The 21,517-nt window shown below is 65.6% G+C and carries 17 protein-coding genes and 1 pseudogene; 8 read left to right on the top strand and 10 right to left on the bottom strand.

Annotated elements, in window-relative coordinates; genetic code table 11:
• Nucleotides 1–81: 81 nt before the first annotated feature.
• From LJ362_RS12355 to LJ362_RS12345, 3 genes are all read right to left on the bottom strand, one after another.
• A complete protein-coding gene (locus LJ362_RS12355) occupies nt 82–1,458 on the bottom strand; it encodes an acyltransferase family protein (RefSeq protein WP_101543263.1) in 1,377 nt (458 codons plus the stop codon).
• Between the two features lie 113 nt (nt 1,459–1,571).
• Complete coding sequence (locus LJ362_RS12350) at nt 1,572–1,922, bottom strand: TraR/DksA family transcriptional regulator (protein WP_264799339.1); 351 nt, start codon at nt 1,920–1,922, stop codon at nt 1,572–1,574.
• A 64-nt stretch (nt 1,923–1,986) separates the two neighbouring features.
• Complete coding sequence (locus tag LJ362_RS12345; RefSeq protein ID WP_264799334.1) at nt 1,987–3,843, bottom strand: ABC-F family ATP-binding cassette domain-containing protein; 1,857 nt, start codon at nt 3,841–3,843, stop codon at nt 1,987–1,989.
• 326 nt (nt 3,844–4,169) lie between these two features.
• On the opposite strand from LJ362_RS12345, the gene LJ362_RS12340 reads away from it, so the two are divergent.
• The 7 genes and pseudogenes from LJ362_RS12340 (at nt 4,170) to deoC (ending at nt 12,064) form a co-directional block, all read left to right on the top strand.
• Nucleotides 4,170–5,237 carry a BMP family lipoprotein gene (locus LJ362_RS12340; protein ID WP_264799333.1) on the top strand — a complete coding sequence of 356 codons (1,068 nt, stop codon included), beginning with the start codon at nt 4,170–4,172 and terminating at the stop codon, nt 5,235–5,237.
• A gap of 74 nt (nt 5,238–5,311) precedes the next feature.
• The gene (locus tag LJ362_RS12335; RefSeq protein ID WP_264799331.1) at nt 5,312–6,871 is read left to right on the top strand and encodes an ABC transporter ATP-binding protein; all 1,560 of its coding nucleotides are present in this window, start codon (nt 5,312–5,314) and stop codon (nt 6,869–6,871) included.
• Nucleotides 6,868–8,100, top strand: coding sequence for an ABC transporter permease (locus LJ362_RS12330; protein ID WP_264799330.1), 1,233 nt, complete (start codon nt 6,868–6,870; stop codon nt 8,098–8,100). The genes LJ362_RS12335 and LJ362_RS12330 overlap by 4 nt, the downstream gene beginning before the upstream one ends.
• 1 nt (nt 8,101) lies before the next feature.
• Nucleotides 8,102–9,385 (top strand): ABC transporter permease, encoded by a 1,284-nt coding sequence (locus LJ362_RS12325; RefSeq protein WP_101543256.1) that lies wholly within the window; start codon nt 8,102–8,104, stop codon nt 9,383–9,385.
• A 74-nt stretch (nt 9,386–9,459) separates the two neighbouring features.
• Nucleotides 9,460–9,966 carry a cytidine deaminase gene (locus LJ362_RS12320; RefSeq protein WP_264799328.1) on the top strand — a complete coding sequence of 169 codons (507 nt, stop codon included), beginning with the start codon at nt 9,460–9,462 and terminating at the stop codon, nt 9,964–9,966.
• 25 nt (nt 9,967–9,991) lie between these two features.
• Nucleotides 9,992–11,281 (top strand): thymidine phosphorylase, encoded by a 1,290-nt coding sequence (locus LJ362_RS12315; RefSeq protein ID WP_264799327.1) that lies wholly within the window; start codon nt 9,992–9,994, stop codon nt 11,279–11,281.
• Nucleotides 11,282–11,417: 136 nt separating this feature from the next.
• A pseudogene (gene deoC, locus LJ362_RS12310) lies at nt 11,418–12,064 on the top strand (deoxyribose-phosphate aldolase).
• A 61-nt stretch (nt 12,065–12,125) separates the two neighbouring features.
• Here deoC and LJ362_RS12305 read toward each other — a convergent pair.
• Nucleotides 12,126–13,949 carry a phospho-sugar mutase gene (locus tag LJ362_RS12305; protein WP_264799326.1) on the bottom strand — a complete coding sequence of 608 codons (1,824 nt, stop codon included), beginning with the start codon at nt 13,947–13,949 and terminating at the stop codon, nt 12,126–12,128.
• Nucleotides 13,950–14,010: 61 nt separating this feature from the next.
• Entirely contained in the window at nt 14,011–14,820 is an 810-nt protein-coding gene (locus LJ362_RS12300; protein WP_264799324.1) for a purine-nucleoside phosphorylase, read from the bottom strand.
• Nucleotides 14,821–14,864: 44 nt separating this feature from the next.
• Here LJ362_RS12300 and LJ362_RS12295 point away from each other — a divergent pair, with 44 nt between their 5' ends.
• The gene (locus tag LJ362_RS12295; RefSeq protein WP_264799323.1) at nt 14,865–15,905 is read left to right on the top strand and encodes a GNAT family N-acetyltransferase; all 1,041 of its coding nucleotides are present in this window, start codon (nt 14,865–14,867) and stop codon (nt 15,903–15,905) included.
• Between the two features lies 1 nt (nt 15,906).
• Here the strand turns inward: LJ362_RS12295 and LJ362_RS12290 are convergent, their stop codons facing one another.
• The 5 genes from LJ362_RS12290 to LJ362_RS12270 all read right to left on the bottom strand — a co-directional run bounded on the left by LJ362_RS12290 (nt 15,907) and on the right by LJ362_RS12270 (nt 21,458).
• A complete protein-coding gene (locus LJ362_RS12290) occupies nt 15,907–19,596 on the bottom strand; it encodes an FtsK/SpoIIIE domain-containing protein (protein WP_264799322.1) in 3,690 nt (1,229 codons plus the stop codon).
• A 200-nt stretch (nt 19,597–19,796) separates the two neighbouring features.
• On the bottom strand, nt 19,797–20,282 hold the full coding sequence (locus LJ362_RS12285) for a pilus assembly protein TadG-related protein (protein WP_264799321.1): 486 nt from the start codon (nt 20,280–20,282) through the stop codon (nt 19,797–19,799).
• A 1-nt stretch (nt 20,283) separates the two neighbouring features.
• A complete protein-coding gene (locus LJ362_RS12280) occupies nt 20,284–20,733 on the bottom strand; it encodes a hypothetical protein (protein ID WP_264799320.1) in 450 nt (149 codons plus the stop codon).
• Nucleotides 20,726–21,172 (bottom strand): TadE/TadG family type IV pilus assembly protein, encoded by a 447-nt coding sequence (locus tag LJ362_RS12275; protein WP_264799318.1) that lies wholly within the window; start codon nt 21,170–21,172, stop codon nt 20,726–20,728. The genes LJ362_RS12280 and LJ362_RS12275 overlap by 8 nt, the downstream gene beginning before the upstream one ends.
• Before the next feature lie 7 nt (nt 21,173–21,179).
• Entirely contained in the window at nt 21,180–21,458 is a 279-nt protein-coding gene (locus tag LJ362_RS12270; protein ID WP_264801887.1) for a hypothetical protein, read from the bottom strand.
• Nucleotides 21,459–21,517: the final 59 nt, after the last annotated feature.

Raw genomic sequence — 21,517 nt, 5'->3', positions numbered from 1 at the left:
GAGGAGGTCCGACCGAAAGCCTGCATAGCTGGGTTCCGCCGCGGCACGGTAGGAGAAGCGACCGCCGAGGCGGTCCGATCGTCAGCGGTCCTCGTCGCCGCTGAGATAGACCGGCAGCCGACGGTAGCGCACTGCTCGCTGGGCGGCGCCGGCGGGAACTTCCTGGGTGGTTTCGTAGGTGGCGTTGTTCTGCGGAACCTCGTGCGAACCGGGCAGCGGGTACGGCTCGCCCGCAACCGGCGCGGGGGAGGCGAAGGACTGCTGCTGACCCGGGTGCTGTTCGTAGCCGGGGGAGTGCTGGTAGCCGACTCCGGGCATGGGCTGCAGGCCGAGTCCCTGCCGGTCCGGTCCGTCGCCCTCGCTGTAGGCGTCCCCGGGGTGATAGGTGTCGCCGGGATTGACGGCATTTCCACGGCGACCTCGCTCGCCGCGGCCACGCTCGCTGCGCCGGTCGGACTCTTCACGCCACAGGAAGGGGAACGGTTTGAGCAGCAGCCCCGTGACGGTCGAGGACCACCAGCGCAGAGCGCGTTCGAAGGGCGACCAAGCCAGCAGACCAGTCCACGCCACGGCCAGGGCCACACAGATGAGGAGGACGACGGCGTCGTGGAGGACGTTGCGGCTGTCGTCGAGGACCGGCTGAAGACCGCGGACGACGAATCCGTGGAGGATGTAGACAGCGAGGCTGTTCTTGCCGATCGTCGCGATCGTGTCCTTGGTATTGCTCAGCCACGACAACAGGGCCAGTGTCAGCAGCACCGCTCCGATGTCGACGATGAGTCGCAGTCCCACGCCTTCGGGAACGCTGACGTCGAAGTGGGCGAAGTTGAGGCTGCCGTAGAGCCAGTTGTAGTCGACTTGGTCGAGGAAGAAATATCCGACGGCCGCGAGGGCTGCGGCACTGAGGCAGAGTTTCTGCCAGATTGCGAGGCTGCCCGCCCAGTCGATGATCTGCTTGCCGTAGAGCTTGCCGATGACGAAGAACGGCCAGAACGCCATCGTCCGAGCCGCGGAGAGTTCGGTGTCGAGGATCGGCAGCAGTCCGCCGAAGAGACCGACGACGAGCGAGGCGACGAGCATCGTGCGCGGGAAGCGCTCGATGAAGGGGACCGTGATCATCCACCACGCCATCGACAGCAAGAACCACGTGTACCAGAACGGTCTGAGGAAGTCGTAGTCGGGATTGAGCCCGAAGAGCCACATCCACCCCCACATGAGCGGCAGCACTGTGGCGAGGAGAACGAAGTAGGTGAGCACCCGCTCGGCCAGCTTGTTCGACTTCGCGGTGATTCCGGCAAGGAAGACGAACGCCGGCATGTGGAACATGTAGATGAAGTACATCGGTGCGCCCAGGATCGGCGACTCCCACGGAGAGGTTCGAGCGAGAAGGTGGCCCAAAACCACCAGGAAGATCAGTATTCCCTTGGCGCGGTCGATGCGATAGTCCCGTGTTGACACGCCGATACACTACCGCACCCGGCAGGCTTTGGGGAAAGATCACACCATCGCCGAGGTGGTCGCCCGGTCATGTGGGACGCTGGCCTCGCGTATGCGACCAGGGATGGAAACGACTAGTCGCGGGCGGCGCAATTCACGCATTTCGCCGCGTAGGGGCGGGCCTCCAGCCGCGCCTCGGCGATGGGTCTGCCGCAGCCGATGCAGGTCCCGAACGTGCCAGCGTTCAGGCGGTCAACCGCCTCGGCGATCTCCTCGAGACGGTCCTCGGACTGTTCGAGCAGCGTCGCGGCCTGCGACCGTTCGAAGGCGAGCGTCGCCCCTTCCGGATCGTGTTCGTCGTCGCTGTTGTCGCCCTCGCGAGCGGCCGAGACCTCATCGATTCCCTGAGTCAGGCGGCTGATGAGCGCCTGCGTCTCCGCCCGCTCATCCTCTAGCCGCTGCCGCATCGTCGCTTCATCGATCATCGTCGTCTCCTCAGCTTCGACTGGTCCGTCGTCCTGCGTTATCGTCGTTCGTCGCCTCGAACCCTCAGGCTTCCAGCGCCTCGGACGCTTCGAGCCAGCGCATCTCGAGCTCGTCGAGTTCGTCCTGGGACTCGCGGATCGCTGCCGTGAGCTTGGCCAGTCCTTCGAAGTCGGTCTGGTCGTGGGCGGCCATCTCCTCGTGCTTCTGCGCGATCTGAGTGTTCAGCTTGTCCATCCGCCGTTCGATCGCGGACACTTCCTTCTTCGCCGCCCGGGCTTCCGCACCCGACAGTCTCGGAGCCGACGAGGATCCCTCGCTCGCCGAGGCGGCCCCACCGGAACCGTCCCCGCCGGATCGCGTCGCGGCCCCGTTCGAATCGCCGGACGCCTTGTTCGCACCGGCGGCACCCCGGCGTTCCTGTTCGGCGCGCAGTCGCAGGTACTCTTCGACGCCGCCGGGAACATGGCGCATTCCGTGATCGAGGATCGCGTACTGCTGATCGGTCACGCGCTCCAGCAGGTACCGGTCGTGGGAGACGACGATGAGGGTGCCCGGCCAGGAATCGAGGAGATCCTCCATAGCCGCGAGCATGTCCGAATCGACGTCGTTGGTCGGCTCATCGAGGATGATGACATTGGGTTCGGCCATGAGCAGCAGCAGAAGCTGGAGGCGGCGCTTCTGTCCGCCGGAGAGCTCCTTGACCCGTGCGGACAGATGTTCCTTCGCGAAGCCGAGCCGTTCGAGCAGCTGGGCCGGAGTGAAGTCCTTACCTTCGATGGTGAACGAGGTCTTCGACTCGGCGAGGACTTCGCGGACACGGGAGTCGGCGATGCGGGCCAGATTCTTGAACTGCTGATCGAGTACACCGATCTGCACGGTCTTGCCGCGCTTGACCCGTCCGGCATCGGGGTCGAGCTCTCCCGAGATCAGACCCAGCAGGGTCGACTTCCCGGCGCCGTTGGGGCCGAGGATTCCGGTGCGTTCGCCGGGACCGATGCGCCAGGTGACATCGTCGAGGATCGTGGTCTCACCGAAGTGCTTGGACACGTCGAGCAGATCGACGACGTCCTTGCCCAGGCGGGCCGTGGCCATCTTCTTCAGCTCGATCGGATTACGGACCTCAGGCACGTCTGCGATGAGCTGGTTGGCCGCCTCGATGCGGAACTTCGGCTTCGACGTCCGGGCGGGAGCGCCGCGTCGCAGCCACGCGAGTTCCTTGCGCATGAGGTTCTGTCGCTTCGCCTCGGTGGCGGCAGCTATCCGGTCGCGTTCGACGCGTTGGAGGACGTAGGCGGCATAACCGCCTTCGAAGGGCTCGACGATGCGGTCGTGGACCTCCCAGGTCTTCGTGCACACCTCGTCGAGGAACCACCGGTCGTGGGTGACCAGCAGCAGGGCGCCGGAGTTCTTCGGCCACCGGGTGCGCATATGCTTCGCCAGCCACGCGATGCCGTCGACATCGAGGTGGTTCGTCGGCTCGTCGAGGATGAGCATGTCCCAGTCGCCGATGAGCAGAGCCGCCAGGGCCACCCGGCGGCGCTGACCGCCGGAGAGCGAAGAGATCTGCGCATCCCAATCGAGATCGGCGATGAGGCCGGAGATGATGTCACGGGCCTGCGGATCGGCTGCCCATTCGTGATCGGCGGCATCACCGACGACGGAGAAGCCCACGGTCGCCTCGTCATCGAGGTCATCGCGCTGGCCGAGCATGCCCAGTCGCAGCCCGCCGCGATATGTCACGCGTCCGGAATCGGGTTCGATGGTGCCGGCGAGCATGCCGAGCAGGCTCGACTTGCCGTCGCCGTTGCGGCCGACGATGCCGATCATGTCGCCGGACTCGACGCCGAGAGTTACCGAGTCGAAGACGACGCGTGTGGGGTATTCGAGGTGGAGGGCTTCTGCCCCGAGGAGATGTGCCATAGCAGTCTCTAGCCTAGTTCACCGCGGTTCGTCTTCTTCGCCGTCGGTCCGGCGGTCCACCTACTTCGTTCGTCGTCTTTCTGTCTCAAAGTCAGAGGCCTCCGCGTTCGCATCGCGGACCGAAAAGGGTCATGCATGACGGAATATTTCTTTTTCATATCGGTGTCCGTGATTGAAGTGCTGGCAGCCCCGCTGAAACGAGTTGAGTGCATTAGACTGACCGAAACTCATCAAAATATGACAGTTCGTCCAGTGGTTTCACATCTTCGGTAGGGGCAGACAGGGCCCTCATCCGTGTGCACTGTCTGTATCAGAAAAGAGAAAACGTGAAGAAGCTCGCTTCAGCGGTGTCGATGATCGCCGCATCCGCCCTCGTCCTCTCCGCCTGCGGTTCAGGCGAAGGAGGCGAATCCGGTTCGGACTACCTCGCCTGCATGGTCTCCGACTCCGGCGGTTGGGACGATCAGTCCTTCAACCAGTCCGGTCGGGAGGGCATGGAGAACGCGAAGAAGAACCTGGGAATCGAAGAGAAGCTCGCCGAATCGCAGGGCGACGCGGACTTCGGGCCGAACGTCGACAACATGGTCCAGCAGGGCTGCAACCTCACCTTCGGCGTCGGATTCCTCCTCGAGGACACGATCCAGGAAGCCGCCGAGGCCAACCCCGACCTCAACTTCGCGCTCATCGACTCCACATTCTCCGACGCCGACGGCAAGCCAGTGACGATCGACAACGCCAAGGCAGTCGTCTTCAACACCGCCGAGGCCGCGTACCTGGCCGGCTATGTTGCGGCCGCGACCTCGGAGTCGGGCAAGGTCGGCACCTTCGGCGGCATCCAGATTCCGTCGGTGACGATCTTCATGGACGGCTTCGCCGATGGTGTGAAGAAGTTCAACGAGGACAACAAGAAGGACGTCAAGCTGCTGGGCTGGAACAAGGAGAAGCAGGACGGATCGTTCTCCGGTGACTTCGAGAACCAGGGCCAGGGCCAGGAGCTGACCAAGCAGCTCATCTCGCAGGGCGCCGACGTGATCATGCCCGTGGCCGGACCCGTCGGCCTCGGTGCCGCAGCGGCGGCGAAGGAAGCCGGCGACGTCAACCTCGTGTGGGTCGACTCCGACGGCTACGAGTCGACCGAATACGGAGACATCATCCTCACCTCGGTGGTCAAGCAGATCTCGCAGGCCGTCGAAGACACCATCAAGGAAGGCACCGAGGACAACTTCTCCAATGAGCCCTACGTCGGGACGCTCGAGAACGAAGGTGTGGGTCTCGCCCCGTACCACGACTTCGAGGACAAGGTTCCCGAAGACGTGAAGAAGAAGGTCGAGGATCTGAAGAAGCAGATCATCGACGGCAGCCTCGTCGTCGAGTCGGAGAGCACACCGAAGTAAGCTCGTCGGTTAAACTGCAGGGCCGAGTTCTTTCGGCCCTGCAGTTTTCAAGTTTGTGAGGAGAACCGGAAGCAGTGAAACTCGAGCTTCGCGGGATGACCAAGGTGTTCGGATCGTTCGTGGCCAATGACCACATCGATCTCACCATCCAGCCGGGCGAGATCCACGCTCTGCTCGGTGAGAACGGCGCCGGCAAATCCACCATGATGAACGTCCTCTACGGACTCTACGACGCCGATGGGGGAGAAATCCTCATCGACGACGAGCCGGTGAAGTTCGCCGGCCCGGGCGATGCCGTCGCCGCCGGCATCGGCATGGTCCACCAGCACTTCATGCTCGTGCCCGTGTTCACCGTCGCCGAATCCGTGGCGCTGGGCTACGAACCGACGAAGAGCCTCGGACTCCTTGACATCAACGAGGCGCGCAAGAAGGTCAGAGAGATCTCCTCGCGCTTCAACTTCAACATCGACCCCGACGCCCTCATCGAGGATCTGCCGGTCGGTGCCCAGCAGCGGGTGGAGATCATCAAGGCCCTGTCGCGCGATGCCGAGATCCTCATCCTCGACGAGCCCACGGCCGTGCTGACCCCGCAGGAGACCGATGAGCTGATCTCGATCATGCGCCAGCTCAAGGAGCAGGGCACGTCGATCGTCTTCATCACCCACAAACTCCGTGAGGTCCGCGCGATCGCCGACGCGATCACGGTCATCCGCCGCGGCAAGATCGTCGGCGAGGCCTCGCCCGAGTCGACCGAGGCCGAACTGGCCAGCCAGATGGTCGGCCGCGCCGTGTCGCTGACGACCGAGAAGGAAGCCGCCGATCCGGGCGATGCGACCTTCCAGGTCCGGGGACTCACCGTCGTCGACAAGGCCGAGAACGTCGTCGTCGATGATGTGTCCTTCGACGTCCGGCGTGGTGAGATTCTCGCCGTCGCCGGTGTCCAGGGCAACGGACAGACGGAACTGGCCGAGACGATCATCGGACTCACCGAACCGCGTCTGGGCACGATCACTCTCGACGGGAAGAAGCTCGTCGGCAGCTCGGTCAAGGACCGCCTCGGTGCCGGAATCGGATTCGTTCCCGAGGATCGGTCGACCGACGGCATCATCGCGGAATTCGCGATCCGCGAAAACATGATTCTCGACGTCTACGACCGCGAGCCCTACGCCAAGGGCCTGAACATGCGGTCGAAGGTCATCAGCGAAGAGGCGAAGAAGAAGGTTGAGGAGTTCGATATCCGCCTCGGCAGCGTCTCCGACCCGATCTCGACTCTCTCCGGCGGAAACCAGCAGAAAGTGGTGCTCTCCCGCGAACTCGGGCGCGATCTGCGACTGTTCATCGCCAGCCAGCCCACGCGCGGACTCGACGTCGGATCGATCGAATTCGTGCACAAGCGCGTCATCGCCGAACGCGATTCCGGCACCCCCTGCATCATCGTCTCGACCGAACTCGACGAGGTCTACGGCCTCGCCGATCGCATCGCCGTGATGTACGCCGGACGCATCGTCGGCATCGTGGGACCCGAGACCTCCCGTGAAGCATTGGGCTTGATGATGGCAGGCGTTCCCGCCGACGAAGCCCTCGAAGCAACTGCCGACGACTCAGCCACCGCCTCGGCGGAGGAGACCAAATGACGACTGATATCTCACCGGCCGCTCCTTCGGCGGCACCGCCGCCGGAATCCGAGACCGAGGACGGCAAGGATCAGACTCTGCTGCAGCAGATCATGTCGGGTTCCTGGCTGGTCTCGCTGCTGGCGATCGTTCTCGCACTTCTGTTCGGCGGTGTCCTCATCGCCGTGTCGAACGCGGAGGTCGTCGCGGCGGCCGAGAACTTCTTCGCCGCTCCCGGCGAGTTCTTCGCCACGCTCTTCCAGACCGTCGGCAACGCCTATTCGGCGCTGTTCCGCGGAGCGGTCTTCGATTGGGACGCACGCACTACCGAACGCGCCATCCGCCCCCTGACCGAATCGATGGTCTCGGGCACCCCGCTCATCCTCACCGGTCTCGGCATCGCTCTGGCCTTCCGCTGCGGCCTGTTCAACATCGGCGGACAGGGCCAGGTCATTCTCGGCGCGACCATCGCCGGATTCCTCGGCTACGCGCTGCCGCTGCCTCCCGTCGTCCACATGCTCGTGGCCGCGATCGGCGGAATCATCGGCGGTGCGATCTGGGCCGGAATCGCCGGTGTCCTCAAGGCACGCACCGGTGCCAACGAGGTGATCGTGACGATCATGCTCAACTCGATCGCCGGCTACGCACTGGGCTACCTGCTCAAGCAGAACTGGTTCACGCACACGACCTCGGCGAACCCGCAGTCCCGCGTCATCGACGACTCCGCGCAGATGTTCCTGCTGCTGCCGCCGCCGTTCCGTCTCCACTTCGGGTTCGTCATCGCCATCCTCGCCACGATCTTCGTGTGGTGGCTGCTCGAGCGCTCGACGATCGGCTTCGAGTTCAAGGCTGTCGGCGCGAACCCGCACGCGGCCCGGACCGCAGGCATCTCCGTGTCGAAGGTGACGATCCTCGTCATGATCGTCGCCGGTGCCTTGGCCGGACTCGGCGGAGCCGCTCAGGTGCTCGGCACCGAATACAAACTCACCAGCGGAATCAGCGGATCGATCGGCTTCGACGCCATCACCGTCGCCCTGCTGGGACGGTCGAAACCGCTGGGAACGTTCCTCGCGGGCCTGCTGTTCGGCGCGTTCAAGGCCGGCGGCTACCTCATGCAGTCCCAGACCGGTACGCCGATCGACATCGTCCTCGTCGTCCAGTCCGTCATCGTGCTGCTCATCGCGGCCCCGCCCCTGGTGAGGTCGATCTTCCGGTTGCCCTCACCGGTGCTCAAGCGGAAGGAGGACTGAGATGACTGCTCAGACCATGGATAAGACACCTTCGACCCAGGTCAAGGCGCTTGCGCCGATCGCCTGGAAGTTCCCGATCGTCTATACGATCCTCGCTCTTGTCTCGCTCATCTTCTTCGGCCTCATCGGCCGTGACGGGGAGACGACCTTCCGGGTAGCCACCGGCGGAGACTTCTTCGCCATCCCCGACTTCGCAGTGTCCTCGACCGCGGCGGGGCTGACGCTGGGCATCCTGCTCGTCATCATGGCCGCCATGTCCATCTATGTGGCGATCAAGCGCATCGACCTCGGCTCCTGGTTCCCGATGCTCTTCGGCGTCATCTTCGTTCTCTCCTTCCTCGCCTGGGCCGGCGGCGGATCTGGTGGCGTCATCCCGCTGACGACGCTGCTCGCCGGTGCCCTGGCACTGTCCGTGCCGCTGATCTTCGGCGCCATGTGCGGTCTCGTGGGAGAACGTTCGGGCATCATCAACATCGCCATCGAAGGCCAGCTGCTGGCCGGCGCGTTCCTCGCCGCGGTGGTCGCCTCGGTGGTGAAGAACCCGTACGCGGGACTGCTCGCCGCTCCCATCGCCGGTGCCCTGGTCGCCGTGGTGCTCACCTTCTTCGCGGTGAAGTACTGGGTCAACCAGATCATCATCGGCGTGGTCCTCAACGTCCTCGTCGTCGGCATCACGAGCTTCCTCTACTCGACGGTTCTCACCCAGGATCCGGGACTGTGGAACTCCCGCCAGAAGCTGCCGAACCTGCCGATCCCGCTGCTCTCGGACATTCCGGTGCTCGGACGGGTGCTGTTCGACCAGAACATCCTCGTCTACATCATGTACGTCGTCGTCATCGCCCTGCAGATCTTCGTGTTCCGCTCGAAGTGGGGTCTGCGGATGCGTGCCGTCGGTGAGCACCCGAAGGCCGCGGACACCGTCGGCATCAAGGTCAACTTCACCCGCGTGCGCAATACGCTGCTCGCCGGTGCCATCGCCGGCCTCGGCGGTGCCTTCTTCACCGTCGGCTCCGGACTGGCGTTCGGCAAGGAGATGTCGGCCGGACAGGGCTATATCGCCCTGGCCGCGATGATCCTGGGCAAGTGGAACCCGAAGGGTGCGCTGTTCGCGGCCCTGCTGTTCGGATTCTCCAAGAGCCTCGGCAACACTCTGCAGTCCATCGGCACCCCGGTGGCCAACGAGCTGCTGCTCATGCTGCCCTACATCGTCACCGTCTTCGCTGTCGCCGGATTCGTCGGTCGGGTCCGCCCGCCGGCCGCGGAAGGTGTGCCCTACGTGAAGTGAGCCCCGCCTCGGCGATGGATCTGCATTTCCCCTCGAACATCCCACAGTCACCACCCGAAGGAAGAGATATCCCCATGACTGCCCCCGACCCCCGCGCATCCGCACCCGAGTCGACCGACCCGGTCTGGAGCGAGGAACCCACCCCGGTGAGCCCCGAAGACCTCAGCGAAGGCACCTGGGAGCTGCTGCGAGCCGAAGCGACACGGGCGATGGCGAGCGCCTATGTGCCGTACTCGGACTACCCTGTCGGAGCCGCCGGACTCGTCGACGACGGTCGCATCGTCGGCGGCTGCAATATCGAGAACGCTTCGTTCGGGGTAACGCTGTGCGCGGAATGCTCGCTGGTCTCCGAGCTGTTCATGACCGGCGGGGGCCGCCTCGTCGCCTTCGACTGCGTGGACGGAGAGGGCAACACCCTCGTCCCCTGCGGGCGATGCCGACAGCTGCTGTTCGAACACGGCGGCAACGATCTCGTCATCAACATGCCCAGCGGACGCGCCCCGATGTCCGTGGTCCTGCCCGAAGCTTTCGGACCCGACCACCTGGCCGCCGCACGCCGCGACCGTGAGGCCAAGCACTGATCGACGAAAACGAAGGATTGAGACCGTGAGCGTAGAAGCATTCGACACCGTCGACGTCATCGCCGCCAAGCGCGATGGCCGAGCCCTGAGCAGGGAGCAGATCGACTGGGTCATCGACGCCTACACCCGGGGTGCTGTCGCCGAGGAGCAGATGGCGGCCCTGGCCATGGCGATCTTCATCAACGACATGGCACCGGAGGAGATCGCGCACTGGACGCAGGCGATGATCGACTCCGGTGAGCGCATGGACTTCTCATCCCTGTCCCGGCCGACGTCGGACAAGCATTCGACCGGGGGAGTCGGAGACAAGATCACCCTGCCCCTTGCCCCGCTCGTCGCTGTCTTCGACGTCGCCGTCCCGCAGCTCTCCGGCCGCGGTCTCGGCCACACCGGCGGCACCTTGGACAAGCTCGAATCGATTCCCGGCTGGCAGGCGGGACTGAGCAATGAGGCGATCGTCGACCAGCTCGAGGACGTCGGCGCCGTAATCTGCGCGGCCGGATCCGGGTTGGCGCCGGCCGATAAGAAGCTCTACGCCTTGCGCGACATCACCTCGACGGTCGACTGCATTCCGCTCATCGCCTCGTCGATCATGTCGAAGAAGATCGCCGAGGGCACCTCCGGGCTCGTCCTCGACGTCAAGGTCGGCTCCGGGGCGTTCATGAAGGACCTGACCAAGGCTCGCACACTCGCGCAGATGATGGTCGAGCTCGGCAAGGCCGCCGGTGTGAACACCTCGGCGCTGCTGACTGATATTTCCACGCCCTTGGGCCTGGCCGTCGGCAATGCCCTCGAGGTCCGCGAATCCGTCGAGGTCCTCGCCGGAGGCGGACCCGCCGACGTCGTCGACCTCACCGTGGCTCTGGCGGAGGAGATGCTGCGCCTTGCCGGCAAGACCGATGTCGATGTCCGTGGCGCCCTGGCCGACGGCCGGGCCATGGACAAGTGGAAACAGATGATCCGCGCCCAGCACGGTGATCCGGACGCAGCCCTGCCCGTGGCCGAGCACACCGAGGTCGTCACGGCGACCGATTCCGGGGTGCTTACGAAGCTCGACGCTCTGTCTGTGGGGGTCGCCTCGTGGAGGTTGGGCGCCGGACGGGCACGGAAGGAAGATCCGGTCCAGGACGTGGCCGGAATCGAACTGCACGCCAAGCCCGGGGACACGGTCACGGCCGGTCAGCCGCTCATGACACTGCACACGGCGACCCCGGAACGCTTCGAACGCGCCATCGAGGCGCTGGAGTCCGCGGTCGAGATCGGCGGGGATGCCGCCTCGGTGCCGGAGTCGATCGTCTTCGACACGATCACCTGAGCCGAATCGCACACTCTCAGCACTGCCGCGCGGCCGCTGGTCTCGCTACGCTGGACCTGATGACACTGCGCGCGGCGCCTGCACGCGCAGCCATGCACGACCACGCAACCTTGCCCGACCACTTCTGGAGGACCGAATGACCAGCCGCACCGATGTCGCGAACATCATCGACCACACCCTGCTCAAGCCCGAAGCGACCCCCGCCGACGTCGACGCCCTCGTGGCGGAGGCGAAGGAGCTGGGCGTGCTCGCGATCTGCGTGTCACCGTCCATGCTGCCGGTCACCGATCCGGGTGAGCTGGTCGTGGCCACCGTCGTCGGGTTCCCCTCTGGCCAGGTGAAGCCCGAGATCAAAGCCGCCGAGGCTGCTCAGGCCGTTGCCGATGGTGCCGCCGAAGTCGACATGGTCATCAACATCGGACAGGCCGTCGCCGGGGACTTCGACGGGCTTGAAGCCGATATCCGCGGCGTCGTCGAGGCCAGCGGGGATGCCCTCGTCAAGGTCATCATCGAGTCGGCCGCTCTCAACGACGAGCAGATCGTCGAGGCCTGCCGTCGCTCGGAAGCCGCCGGTGCCGGATTCGTCAAGACGTCGACCGGTTTCCACCGGCCGGGGGAGCCAGCGCTCACGCTGTGTCACTGATGCGCGAGACCGTGGGCGACCGCCTGGGCGTGAAGGCCTCCGGAGGAATCCGCACCGCCGAGGCCGCCGAGGAGATGATCGCCGCGGGCGCGTCTCGCTTGGGCCTCTCCGGCAGCGCCGCAATCCTCAACGCCCTCTAATTGCTACCTGACGGCGGCCCAGCAACCTCGCGCGAGTTGCTGGGCCGCCGTCAGGTAGCAATTAGAGGGCGAGGAAAGCTTTGAGTTCGGTGCTGATCGAGTTCAATCGTTCCGTCAGGGCCGGTTTGAGGGATGCACTCGCCGAGGCGGTCGGCAAGCGCACTCCCGCGCTGGCGGCCGCTCGTGCATCGGCATCGGCCGCAGCCTGGATTTCCGAGGGTTCGGCGACGACCTCGAGATAGCATTTCAGTTTCGGCTCGGTACCCGAAGGACGCACGATGACCCGAGAGTTCGACTCCGAGAGGAGCAGGATTCCATCGGTCGGCGGCAGCCCCTCATACCCGGCCGACAGGTCGTGGACCTCGGCGACCGGGGAACCGGCAAGAGTGGCCGGAGGGTTCTCACGCAGCTTCGCCATGGCCGTGGCGATGAGAGAGACATCGTCGAGGCGGAAAGACAGAGGAGCGGTGGCGAAGTATCCGTCGCGATTGCGGATGCGATCGAGCTCGGCCTCGATGCTGCTGCCCGCAGCCTTGAGACGCGAGGCAAGCGCAGCGAACGTCACAGCGGCAGAGATGCCGTCCTTATCGCGCACTGCAGCCGGGTCGACGCAATAGCCGAGCGCTTCCTCATAGCCGAAGACGAGGCCGGCCACGCGGGAGATCCACTTGAATCCGGTGAGAGTGTTCACCGCTGCGTAGCCGTGGCTGGCAGCAGCTGCCGCCAGAGCACGGGAGGACACGATCGAGTTCGCGAACACCGGAGCATCGGCGCCCGACGCATGATGTGTTCCCGCCTCCAGACGGGTCGCGGCATCCTCAACGAGGAGGAGTCCCACCTCGTCGCCGGACAGCTGCCTGTATCCGACCGCCGCAGTGGCATCAGGGATGGCCGCGGAGAATCGGTCGGCATCCGGATCGTTGGCGATGATGAGTTCGGCACCGACCTCACGGGCCAGGGCGAAGGACTCATCGAGTGCGCCGGCTTCCTCCGGGTTCGGGAAGGACACCGTCGGGAAGTCCGGATCCGGTGCCTGCTGGGAGGCCACTGGCTGGAGGCTTGTGAACCCGGTGCGGGTCAGAGCAGCCTCGGCGACTCCAGCACCGACACCATGCAGCGAGGTCAGCACGATCGAGAGATCCGACTCCGCCCGGACACCCAGATCGTCGATGCGCGACAGATAGTCCTCGACGATCGACTCGTCGAGATGCTCCCACCCGGACTCCGCACGTGACACAGACGCCACGGACTCGACTGCTGAGATCTTTTCGGCGATGAGCGCATCGGCCGGGCTGACGATCTGCGCTCCGGCACCCGCTTCGGCGTCGGCCTCGGATCCGATAGCCTGCAGCGGACGCTGTCCCAGGTAGACCTTGTAGCCGTTGTCAGCCGGTGGGTTGTGGCTGGCCGTGACCATGACACCTGCATCAGCCCCGCGCTTCAACAGAGCATAAGCGAGCAGCGGGGTCGGCAGCTGCTCGGGCAGCTGGATCGCGACTCCGCCGGCGGCGGTGATGACGGCGGCAGTGTCGGCGGCGAACTCCGCGGACTTGTACCGGGCATCGCACCCGATGACGACTTCGAAGCCCTCACCAACGGTGTCTGCGAGGAATGCGGCCAGTCCGGCGGCGGCACGGATGACGACGGCTCGGTTCATCCGGTTAGGGCCGGCGGCGATCTCGCCGCGCAGACCGGCCGTGCCGAAGACGAGGGGACCGGAGAACCGGTCCTCGAGATCGGCGACCGCCGCCTCGTCGCCGCTCTCGGCCTCGGCGAGGATGTGCTCCAAGGAGATGGCCGTCTGCGGATCAGGGTCGTCGGCGATCCAGGCACGGACCACCTCGGCGTCGAATCCATTCGTGAAGCGGTCGGCTACGCGGGTCATATGATGTCCTTTGCGAATTCGCTGTGGCGGGGCGGGGGAGCGCGGAGTGGGGCTGGCCGTCTCAGAGCTTCGCGACGATGTCGGCGAGCAGACGGGAGATGCGCGGGGCGGCTGCGGCCCCGGCTTCGATGACCTCTGCGTGGGAGAGCGGGGTCTCCTGGATGCCGGCGGCAAGGTTCGTCACCAGCGAGATGCCCATGAGTTCGAGCCCGGACTGACGTGCGGCGATGGCCTCCAACGTCGTCGACATGCCCACCAGATCGGCACCGAGGATCCCGGCCATGCGCACCTCGGCGGGGGTCTCGTAGTGAGGTCCGCGGAACTGCGCGTACACGCCTTCGTCGAGCGTCGGGTCGATCTCCTTGGCGATTGCGCGCATGCGCGGTGAGTACAGGTCGGTGAGATCGACGAAGTTCGCGCCCTCGATGGGGGAGGTTCCGGTGAGGTTGATGTGATCGGAGATGAGCACCGGGGTGCCGGGTGCCCAATTGCGGTTGAGGCCACCGCACCCGTTCGTCAGCACGAGTGAGGAGCAGCCGGCCGCAGCCGCGGTGCGCACACCGTGAGCGACTGCGCGGACTCCCTTGCCTTCGTAGTAGTGGGTGCGCGATCCGAGGACGAGCGCATGCTTGCCGCTGGCTTCGATGCGCACCGTGCGCAGGGTTACGCCGTGTCCTTCGACGGCCGGAGCGTGGAATCCGGGGACCTCGGCCGCGGAGATCTCGGCAACGGTTTCGCCGAGGAGGTCCGCCGCCCCGCCCCAACCGGAGCCGAGGACGAGCGCGACGTCATGGGCGTCGATGCTCGCGTTCGCGTTGATGGTCGTGGCCGCGGCGTGCGCGGCGGCGGTAGGATCGCTTAAGTCAGTCATGACGCCAAGATTATCAAGTTCCCCACCGCCCAAGGAGCGAGCACATGCCGATTCGAGAGCTGACCGACGGTGACGATCTGCGCCTGAATGAGGTGTTCGCCGACGCGACCACCCCGGCCGGTCATATGGCCAGGTCCTTGTTCCGTCCGTCCTCGGAATCGCCGTTGATCCGCTCCGTCGTCGCCGAGGTGGTCCCCGACGTTCCCGTCGGAGCCGCCGCGATCGCTGAATCCCCGCTTCACCCCTACCGGGCGTGGGTCCACGTCGAGGTCGCCGCCGAGGAGCAGGGACATGGTCAGGGGCGTGAACTCTTCGACGCAGTGTGCGCGGAGACGCGAGGAACCGCACTCGAAGGCCTCGATCTGCGCGCCCGTGTGCACGCCGGCAGCCCGGGAGAGAGCTTCGCGCAGGCTCTCGGGTTCACCCTGCTGACGACGACCCGTGTGATCAAGGTGCCCGCCGGTGCTCTGCCTCCGGCCGGCGGTGGTCGGGCCGAGGACCTCGAGATCGTCGCCACCGGTTCGGTGAAGCTGACGAAGGCGTTCCTCGCCTGGTACACCGCCGTCAACCGCGACGATGCCGTCGGCCCGCTGACCATCGGACAAGTGAATAACGCTTTCCTCTCCGAAGCAGCCGGAGCTCATGGTGCCGCGCTGCTGAATGGTGCCGCCGGGACCGCCGAGGCGGGTGGACTCAGTGCCTTCGCCGTGTCCTATGCGCGGGAGGCCGATGAAACCGCCGGAGTTCTGCCCTCGGCCGGTGAACCGAGTGTCGGTGCGACCGTCGGCGACGGGACCGCTGTCGTCGATCAGGTCGACGAGGAACCGCCGACCGAGCTCATCCTCGGGTCGATGTTCGAGACTCGCGACGATGCCGCCGACGCTGCGGGTGAGGACTTCGCCGCCGCCGTCGCCGATGCCGAACTCCTGTTGGCCAGGCTGTCGGTCGACGCCGATGTCGTCATCGAGGTCACGAGCGGAATGCCCGTGGTCTCCGCGCTCGCCGACCGGCTGCTCGACGCCGGAACCGCCACCGAGCTCTACCGCTACGAGACCCTCTCAGGACCGCCTGCTGACGTCAGCTGAATCAGGCTCGACTCCCGTCGGGATTGAAGAGTCGGACGGGGCGAGCTCGGTCCTCGGTGACGAACCAGCCCGTCCCCGGCAGTCCGTCGAGCGGGGCCTGTCGCAGCACTCCGAGCCCGGTGAGATCTTGCCTGGTATGCGCACCGAGCACGAGCAGCGGTCCGAGACTCTGAGCTTTGGACAGTGGGGAGCCATAGCCGGGAGTGAACCGTGTCGGCACAGTGAGCACATGGAATAGTCCGTCGAGCAGATCCCAGTCGACGGGATCTGCGGCCATGTGCGCATCGTCGTGAACAGAGACCCCGCCGAGGCGGCCCACATACGTCGCGAATCCGGTCTTGCCGCTCTGCGGAGAACCACGGACGGTGAGAACCGAACCGTCTCGCCGGGGATCCCACACCACGAGGTCGCCGAAAGCATCCACGCCGACCGGGATGCAGCCAGGCATGCCGCCGCAGGGTTCTTCGCCCATGCCCACAGGTTGGCCAAGCCCCCGCCAGCGTGGAGCGAAACCTTTTCGGGACTCCGGAATGCCGAGCGGTCCGTCCAGGGCGCTTGGACCCGCCTCGGACATCGACGAACCGAATCGTGCCGCGTCACCGAGTGCGAACTGCACATCGGCACCTTCCCCGCCGGCGGCCTGCGTGCAGGGACCGCGGATGACGGCGCGGAGATCCGGCCACGAACCGGCGAATCGCTGCCGGCTGAGCCCGACGCTCGTTCCGTCTTCGCCGGCCTCGGGCGGGAAGATGATCTGGGTGGCGAATCGAGAGCTCCTGCTCGTCATATTCCGGCACCCGGCGAGCAAGAACACGAGATCCGATCCGGCACCATGTCCGAGGAGACGTTCGGCCCGTTCGGCCCAATAGTGGTCGAGCGAGTCGACGAACTCGGCCCAATTGCTGCAGACGATCAGGCTCGGCGGCTGTAGGCTCTGCCTCGGCTCGGTCGGCGAATCCGTGCTTTCACCGTCGCGCGAGAATCTGCACGGGTCCCCACGGGCAGAAAGATGGTCGAGAACCGCCTGAATCTGCCAGCCCGAGCTCAATCCACAACTGATCTCCGCCCAGTCGAGGACCGCGGAGATTCTGCCGATCGCGATGATCCGTCGGGTCGGAGCGGCCGCTCGTGCCATGGTCGCAAGCACGGATTCCACGGTGTCCGGGCTGCCGCCTGTGAGGATCGTGGAACCGTCCACGTCCGGGTCGAATGTCCACATCTGCTGCCGTTGCTGACTGGGAACATCGATGATCCCAGTGACTGTCGGACCGAATTCACCACCTTCCGCCACCGGTCCCGCAGGGGAAGCGGCGAGCTCACCATCAGAATGGGTCAGTCCCCCTGCCGCCCAGGCCGACATCTCTTCAGGTTCCGGCAGGGGAGGCAGCACCACCTGCCGATGAGCCGAAGCGTCCTCGGCCCTGGCGATGTCGTGAGCCGCGGCGATGATGTTGTCGATGTGAACGCCGTGGGCGCCGCTGGCCAGGGACGGAACCGGCCCCGGGACCCAGGGACGAACGCGAGGGCGGAGCGCCGCCTCGGTGTGGGCGTCATGTCCGAAAGGAATCGCCGCGCGGAATCGGGTGACGCAGACCCCGGAGTCCAGACAGGCGGCGCCGGGCTTGTCCGCGGGCAGGAACGCACCCGCCTCGGAGCCGATGACGTCGAAGGAATCGGTCTCATCGCGCACTCGCAGGCACACGCGAATGTTGATGTTCGCCTTCATCTGCCCGGTGACGACTCCCATCGGGCGCTGAGTGGAGAGAATGAGGTGGACGCCGAGGGACCGGCCGAGAGCTGTGAGGTGTTCGAGCAGGTCGGCGGCGCGAGGATGAGTGGCCATCAGCGCATGGAATTCGTCGATGACGACGACGAGTCGTGGGGGAGGATCGGCGAGATCGGCGACATCGGCACACCCGTGATCGGCCAACAGCCGCTCTCGATGGGTGATCTCGGCGCGCACGGAGACGAGAGCGCGAAAGGCGAGACCGGAGTCGAAGTCGTCGAGCACACTGTCGGTGTGCGGCAGATCCTGCAGCGGTGAGAATGTGGCCCCACCTTTGAAATCGATGAGGACGAAACACAATCGCCGAGGCGGCTGTGCCAAGGCCATCGACAGCAGCCATGTCTGCAGGAGCAGGGATTTTCCGCTGCCTGTGGTGCCGGCGACGAGAGCGTGAGGACCGTCGGAGAACAGATCGATGCCGATGTCACCGTCGGCTCCGCGCCCGATTGGCACCGGCCCCGAGGCGGGAGACCGCCACCGCGCTCTGATGGCCCCGGGCGTATCGTCGCAGAGCTCGCCGAGCCCATGGTCCGGCCAGGTGTGGGGGCCGGTATCGTCGGAGCGGCCACGGTGCAGAGTGACGAATCGCGCGGCCGGCATGAGAGTGGCGACAAGTGCCCGTCCCGGCACCGGGCCACCGGGAGCAGTCGAGGACGTGGTGCGTGCCTGCGCGAGAGAGCCCACCGTCAGTGAGACCGCGGAGCCGGCATGCGGTGCGGCGAGCGTGAGCACGGCGGGGTGGGCCGCCTCGTCGAGGGTGATCGAGATGGGGTCGTCGATGCCGGAGTCTGGGCGTGACCCTGAACCGACCGTGTTCGATGCGTGGTCGGCGGAGAACTCGGTGCCTGCCAATTCCGGCAGCAGTGTGAGTTCGGGACTCGGTCGCCATCTGAATCGCCGGTCGGCCAGCCAAGCGAAGGCCATGGTGCGCAGGACTGCGGGCGTTCCGCTGACGGTGACGGTCGTCGTGCGTGGATCGATGCGGATCGGCATATCGGTGCAGACGATCCGACCGTCGACGTGGTCGATTCCATCCTGCAGCCGTTCGTCGATGGTGAGGTCGCTGAAGACCGTCCCGAACCCCAGACACAGGCCAGGGGACGAGAAGATCCTGTGTCTTTGCGTCGCCTCGTGGCGGCTCAGTCTGGTTCGCGCCTCGGCCAGGGCTTCGTTGCGGTCGAGTCGGCATTGTGCGCTGTCGCGGGTGAAGCGCTTCTTCTCCACCAGGTAGGCGACCCATCCGGAGAGCGGGGCCGAGACGCTGAAGAGCAGGAACCACCACATTCCTGTGGCCACGGCCAGCACCACGCCGATGCCGACGGGGATGAGGAACGTCCACCACTGTGGGGGTCTGGCCGGCCGAGGATCGTCGATCGTCTTCGGGGCGATGTGGATGTCATTGCTGTGGTGCAGCGGCGGAGACCGGATCGGCGGAGCCGAACGGGCAGCCGAGGAAGAAGTGCCGGCTGAAGAACCGTCTGCCGGGCCCGGTGCGAGCACAGTCGCACCCAGAGCTGCGGCGGGCCCAGTCCCCGTCGCATCGAGTCGCAGCGGCTGAGGGGCGCGGGAGATGCTGGGGTCGATGATGGTCAGGCAATCGGGGTGGGGCAGTCGAGATAAGCGGGCCCGTCGTGGGTCGAGCGTCAGGGTGAATCCCGCATCTGGTCCTGCCAGGACGGATACGCTCGTCTGTGCGGAGTCGGCACACTCGTCGGTGGTGCGCAGAACATTCGCTCCAACAACAGTGATGGGATTGAGTCTCTGCCAATGACCCCAGCTGATCGACTCGATTCTGTGGTTGTCGAGCTGGTTGCCGACGGCCAAGTCCTGGGAAGTCAGTTCCGCTCCGAGGGCAGAGCGGAAGACCTTGAGGGCCGGTTGGGCTGATTCAGCTTCGATGCTCATGCTCGTGACGGCTCCGTTCGACTCTATGCGGTGGATGAGTCCCAGGGTTCTCATGCCCACAGATTCACCGCGAGCGCATGGCTTGGACAAGAGCGAGGATGCGCCCTGTGGGTACGCATTGGGCATCCACAGCCTCAGGATGCGTGAGTGGAGCCTGTGCCCACAGGAATCGGTGTCGAGGTGGAGACGGCTCGGTTTGATCAGTCGAGGCGCAGGGCACCCCGGGCATAAGCGGTGGCGTGGAGGTCGATAAGGCCGGGGACGAACGGAGAGAGCAGCGCCGGCGAGTAGCGGGCTTCGATGCGGATGCGCACCGAATGCGTTCCGTCGGCGTCGGCACTCAACCGCAGATTGCCCATGTCCTTCGGAGTCGGCACTGCATCGAGGTAGCGACCGGCGGCGCGTTTCGCTGCCGGGGGTGAGAACGCGAGACCGGGATCGTCTCCTGGAGCCGGTTCGAACGAGTCCGAGGCCGCCAGCGCCGCAGAATCGGCCAGTCCCTGCAGCTCTCGGCGGGCCATGTGCAGGTCGGTCAGGGCGGCGATGAGGAAGGCCAACAACAAGGCGATGACGACGAAGCCGATGGCCAGCGGCGTGATGGACCCGGCGTCGGATTCGTGCTCCGAATCGCGGTCGATCTGCGATTCCCGTCGCCGTTCACACCTGTGCTCTCCCGTAGTCGGCATATCACTGACGTCCTGTGGCGACGACGTCTGTGTGGTTCGCGCGCAACGTGACGTGCGGTGACCGGTCGGAGCCGAAGAGGAGCGGGAACCCTGGCAGAGACACCTTCGTCTCGACTCTTGCGGTGACCAAGGAGCCGGCCTGTCCACAAGGTCCGGCGCACGAGTAGGTGATGGTAGTCGGCGCATCCCGCAGCCCGAAGTCCGCGAAATGCATGTCGGCGACAGCATGGGCCCGAGCCTCCGAGGGGTTCGCGTCGCGGGCGGCGATACGTGAGGCCGACATCGCCGCCGAGGTGGTCGCATAGCTGGCCGCCTGTAGCTGGGAGAGGGTGAGCATGAGGTAGATGACCGGGATGAGCAGGACGATGGAGGCGAAGATGAACTCGATGACCGCTGTTCCTTCGTCTGCGTCGTCGGTCGCGACTCCCTGAACGAACGCGGGTTCAGTCACGGTCGATGTCCTCGACGATGGACCGTCCGCGCAGGTCCCAGACCTCGGCGGGTCCCCACAGCCCGAGGACGGGCAACGGGGTCGTCACCCGCACTTCGACGATCTCGACGGCACCGCGCTGTGACGTCGAGACTGTGACCTTCTGGGCATAGCGCTCGCCCACGGACACTCGGATGAGGTCGCGGGTGAGCTTCTGCCCGTCGCGCGGAGTCTGATCGGCCAGGCTCGCCTGCCTCGCCCCGGCGATGGCGGAGTCGATGACCGTGTTGCGGACGTGAATGACGAGGCCGATCTGCAGGGCTCCGGCCAGGATAAGGGCCAGCAGCGAGGCGATGAGGGCGAATTCGGCGACGGCGGACCCCGAATCGCTGCGCTCCTCGGCCATTCCCGCCGAGGCGTATGTCATCCGCCCCGACTTCGTCTCGTCGTCTCCGCTCACAGCTGAGTCACCCCGCCCCCCGGACCTTGTTCATAGCGTCTTGGAACATCGAGGTGAAGGCTTCGCCGGCCAGAGCCCACAACGCGACCACCAATCCCGCAGTCATCAGGGTGATGAGGACCCAGCCGGGAACGTCCCCGCGATCGGGTCGGTCGACATCGGTGGTGAGGTTCGGGTCGATGTCGGTCTCGGCCGCCTCGGTGATGGTGGTTCCTCCGTGGGGAGGAGGACCCGGAATGAGCCCGAGCATGAGCGGGACGAGGCGGTAGGTGAACTGGCGGAACATCGTGTCTCCTTCATCGGCGAGGTCGAGGTTTCGATCCGCAGGGTCGGTGGTGCGGGACT

The organism is Brevibacterium sp. JSBI002 (assembly GCF_026013965.1).
Taxonomy (GTDB): Bacteria; Actinomycetota; Actinomycetes; order Actinomycetales; family Brevibacteriaceae; genus Brevibacterium.
This window is presented reverse-complemented; position numbering and strand designations above follow the sequence as displayed.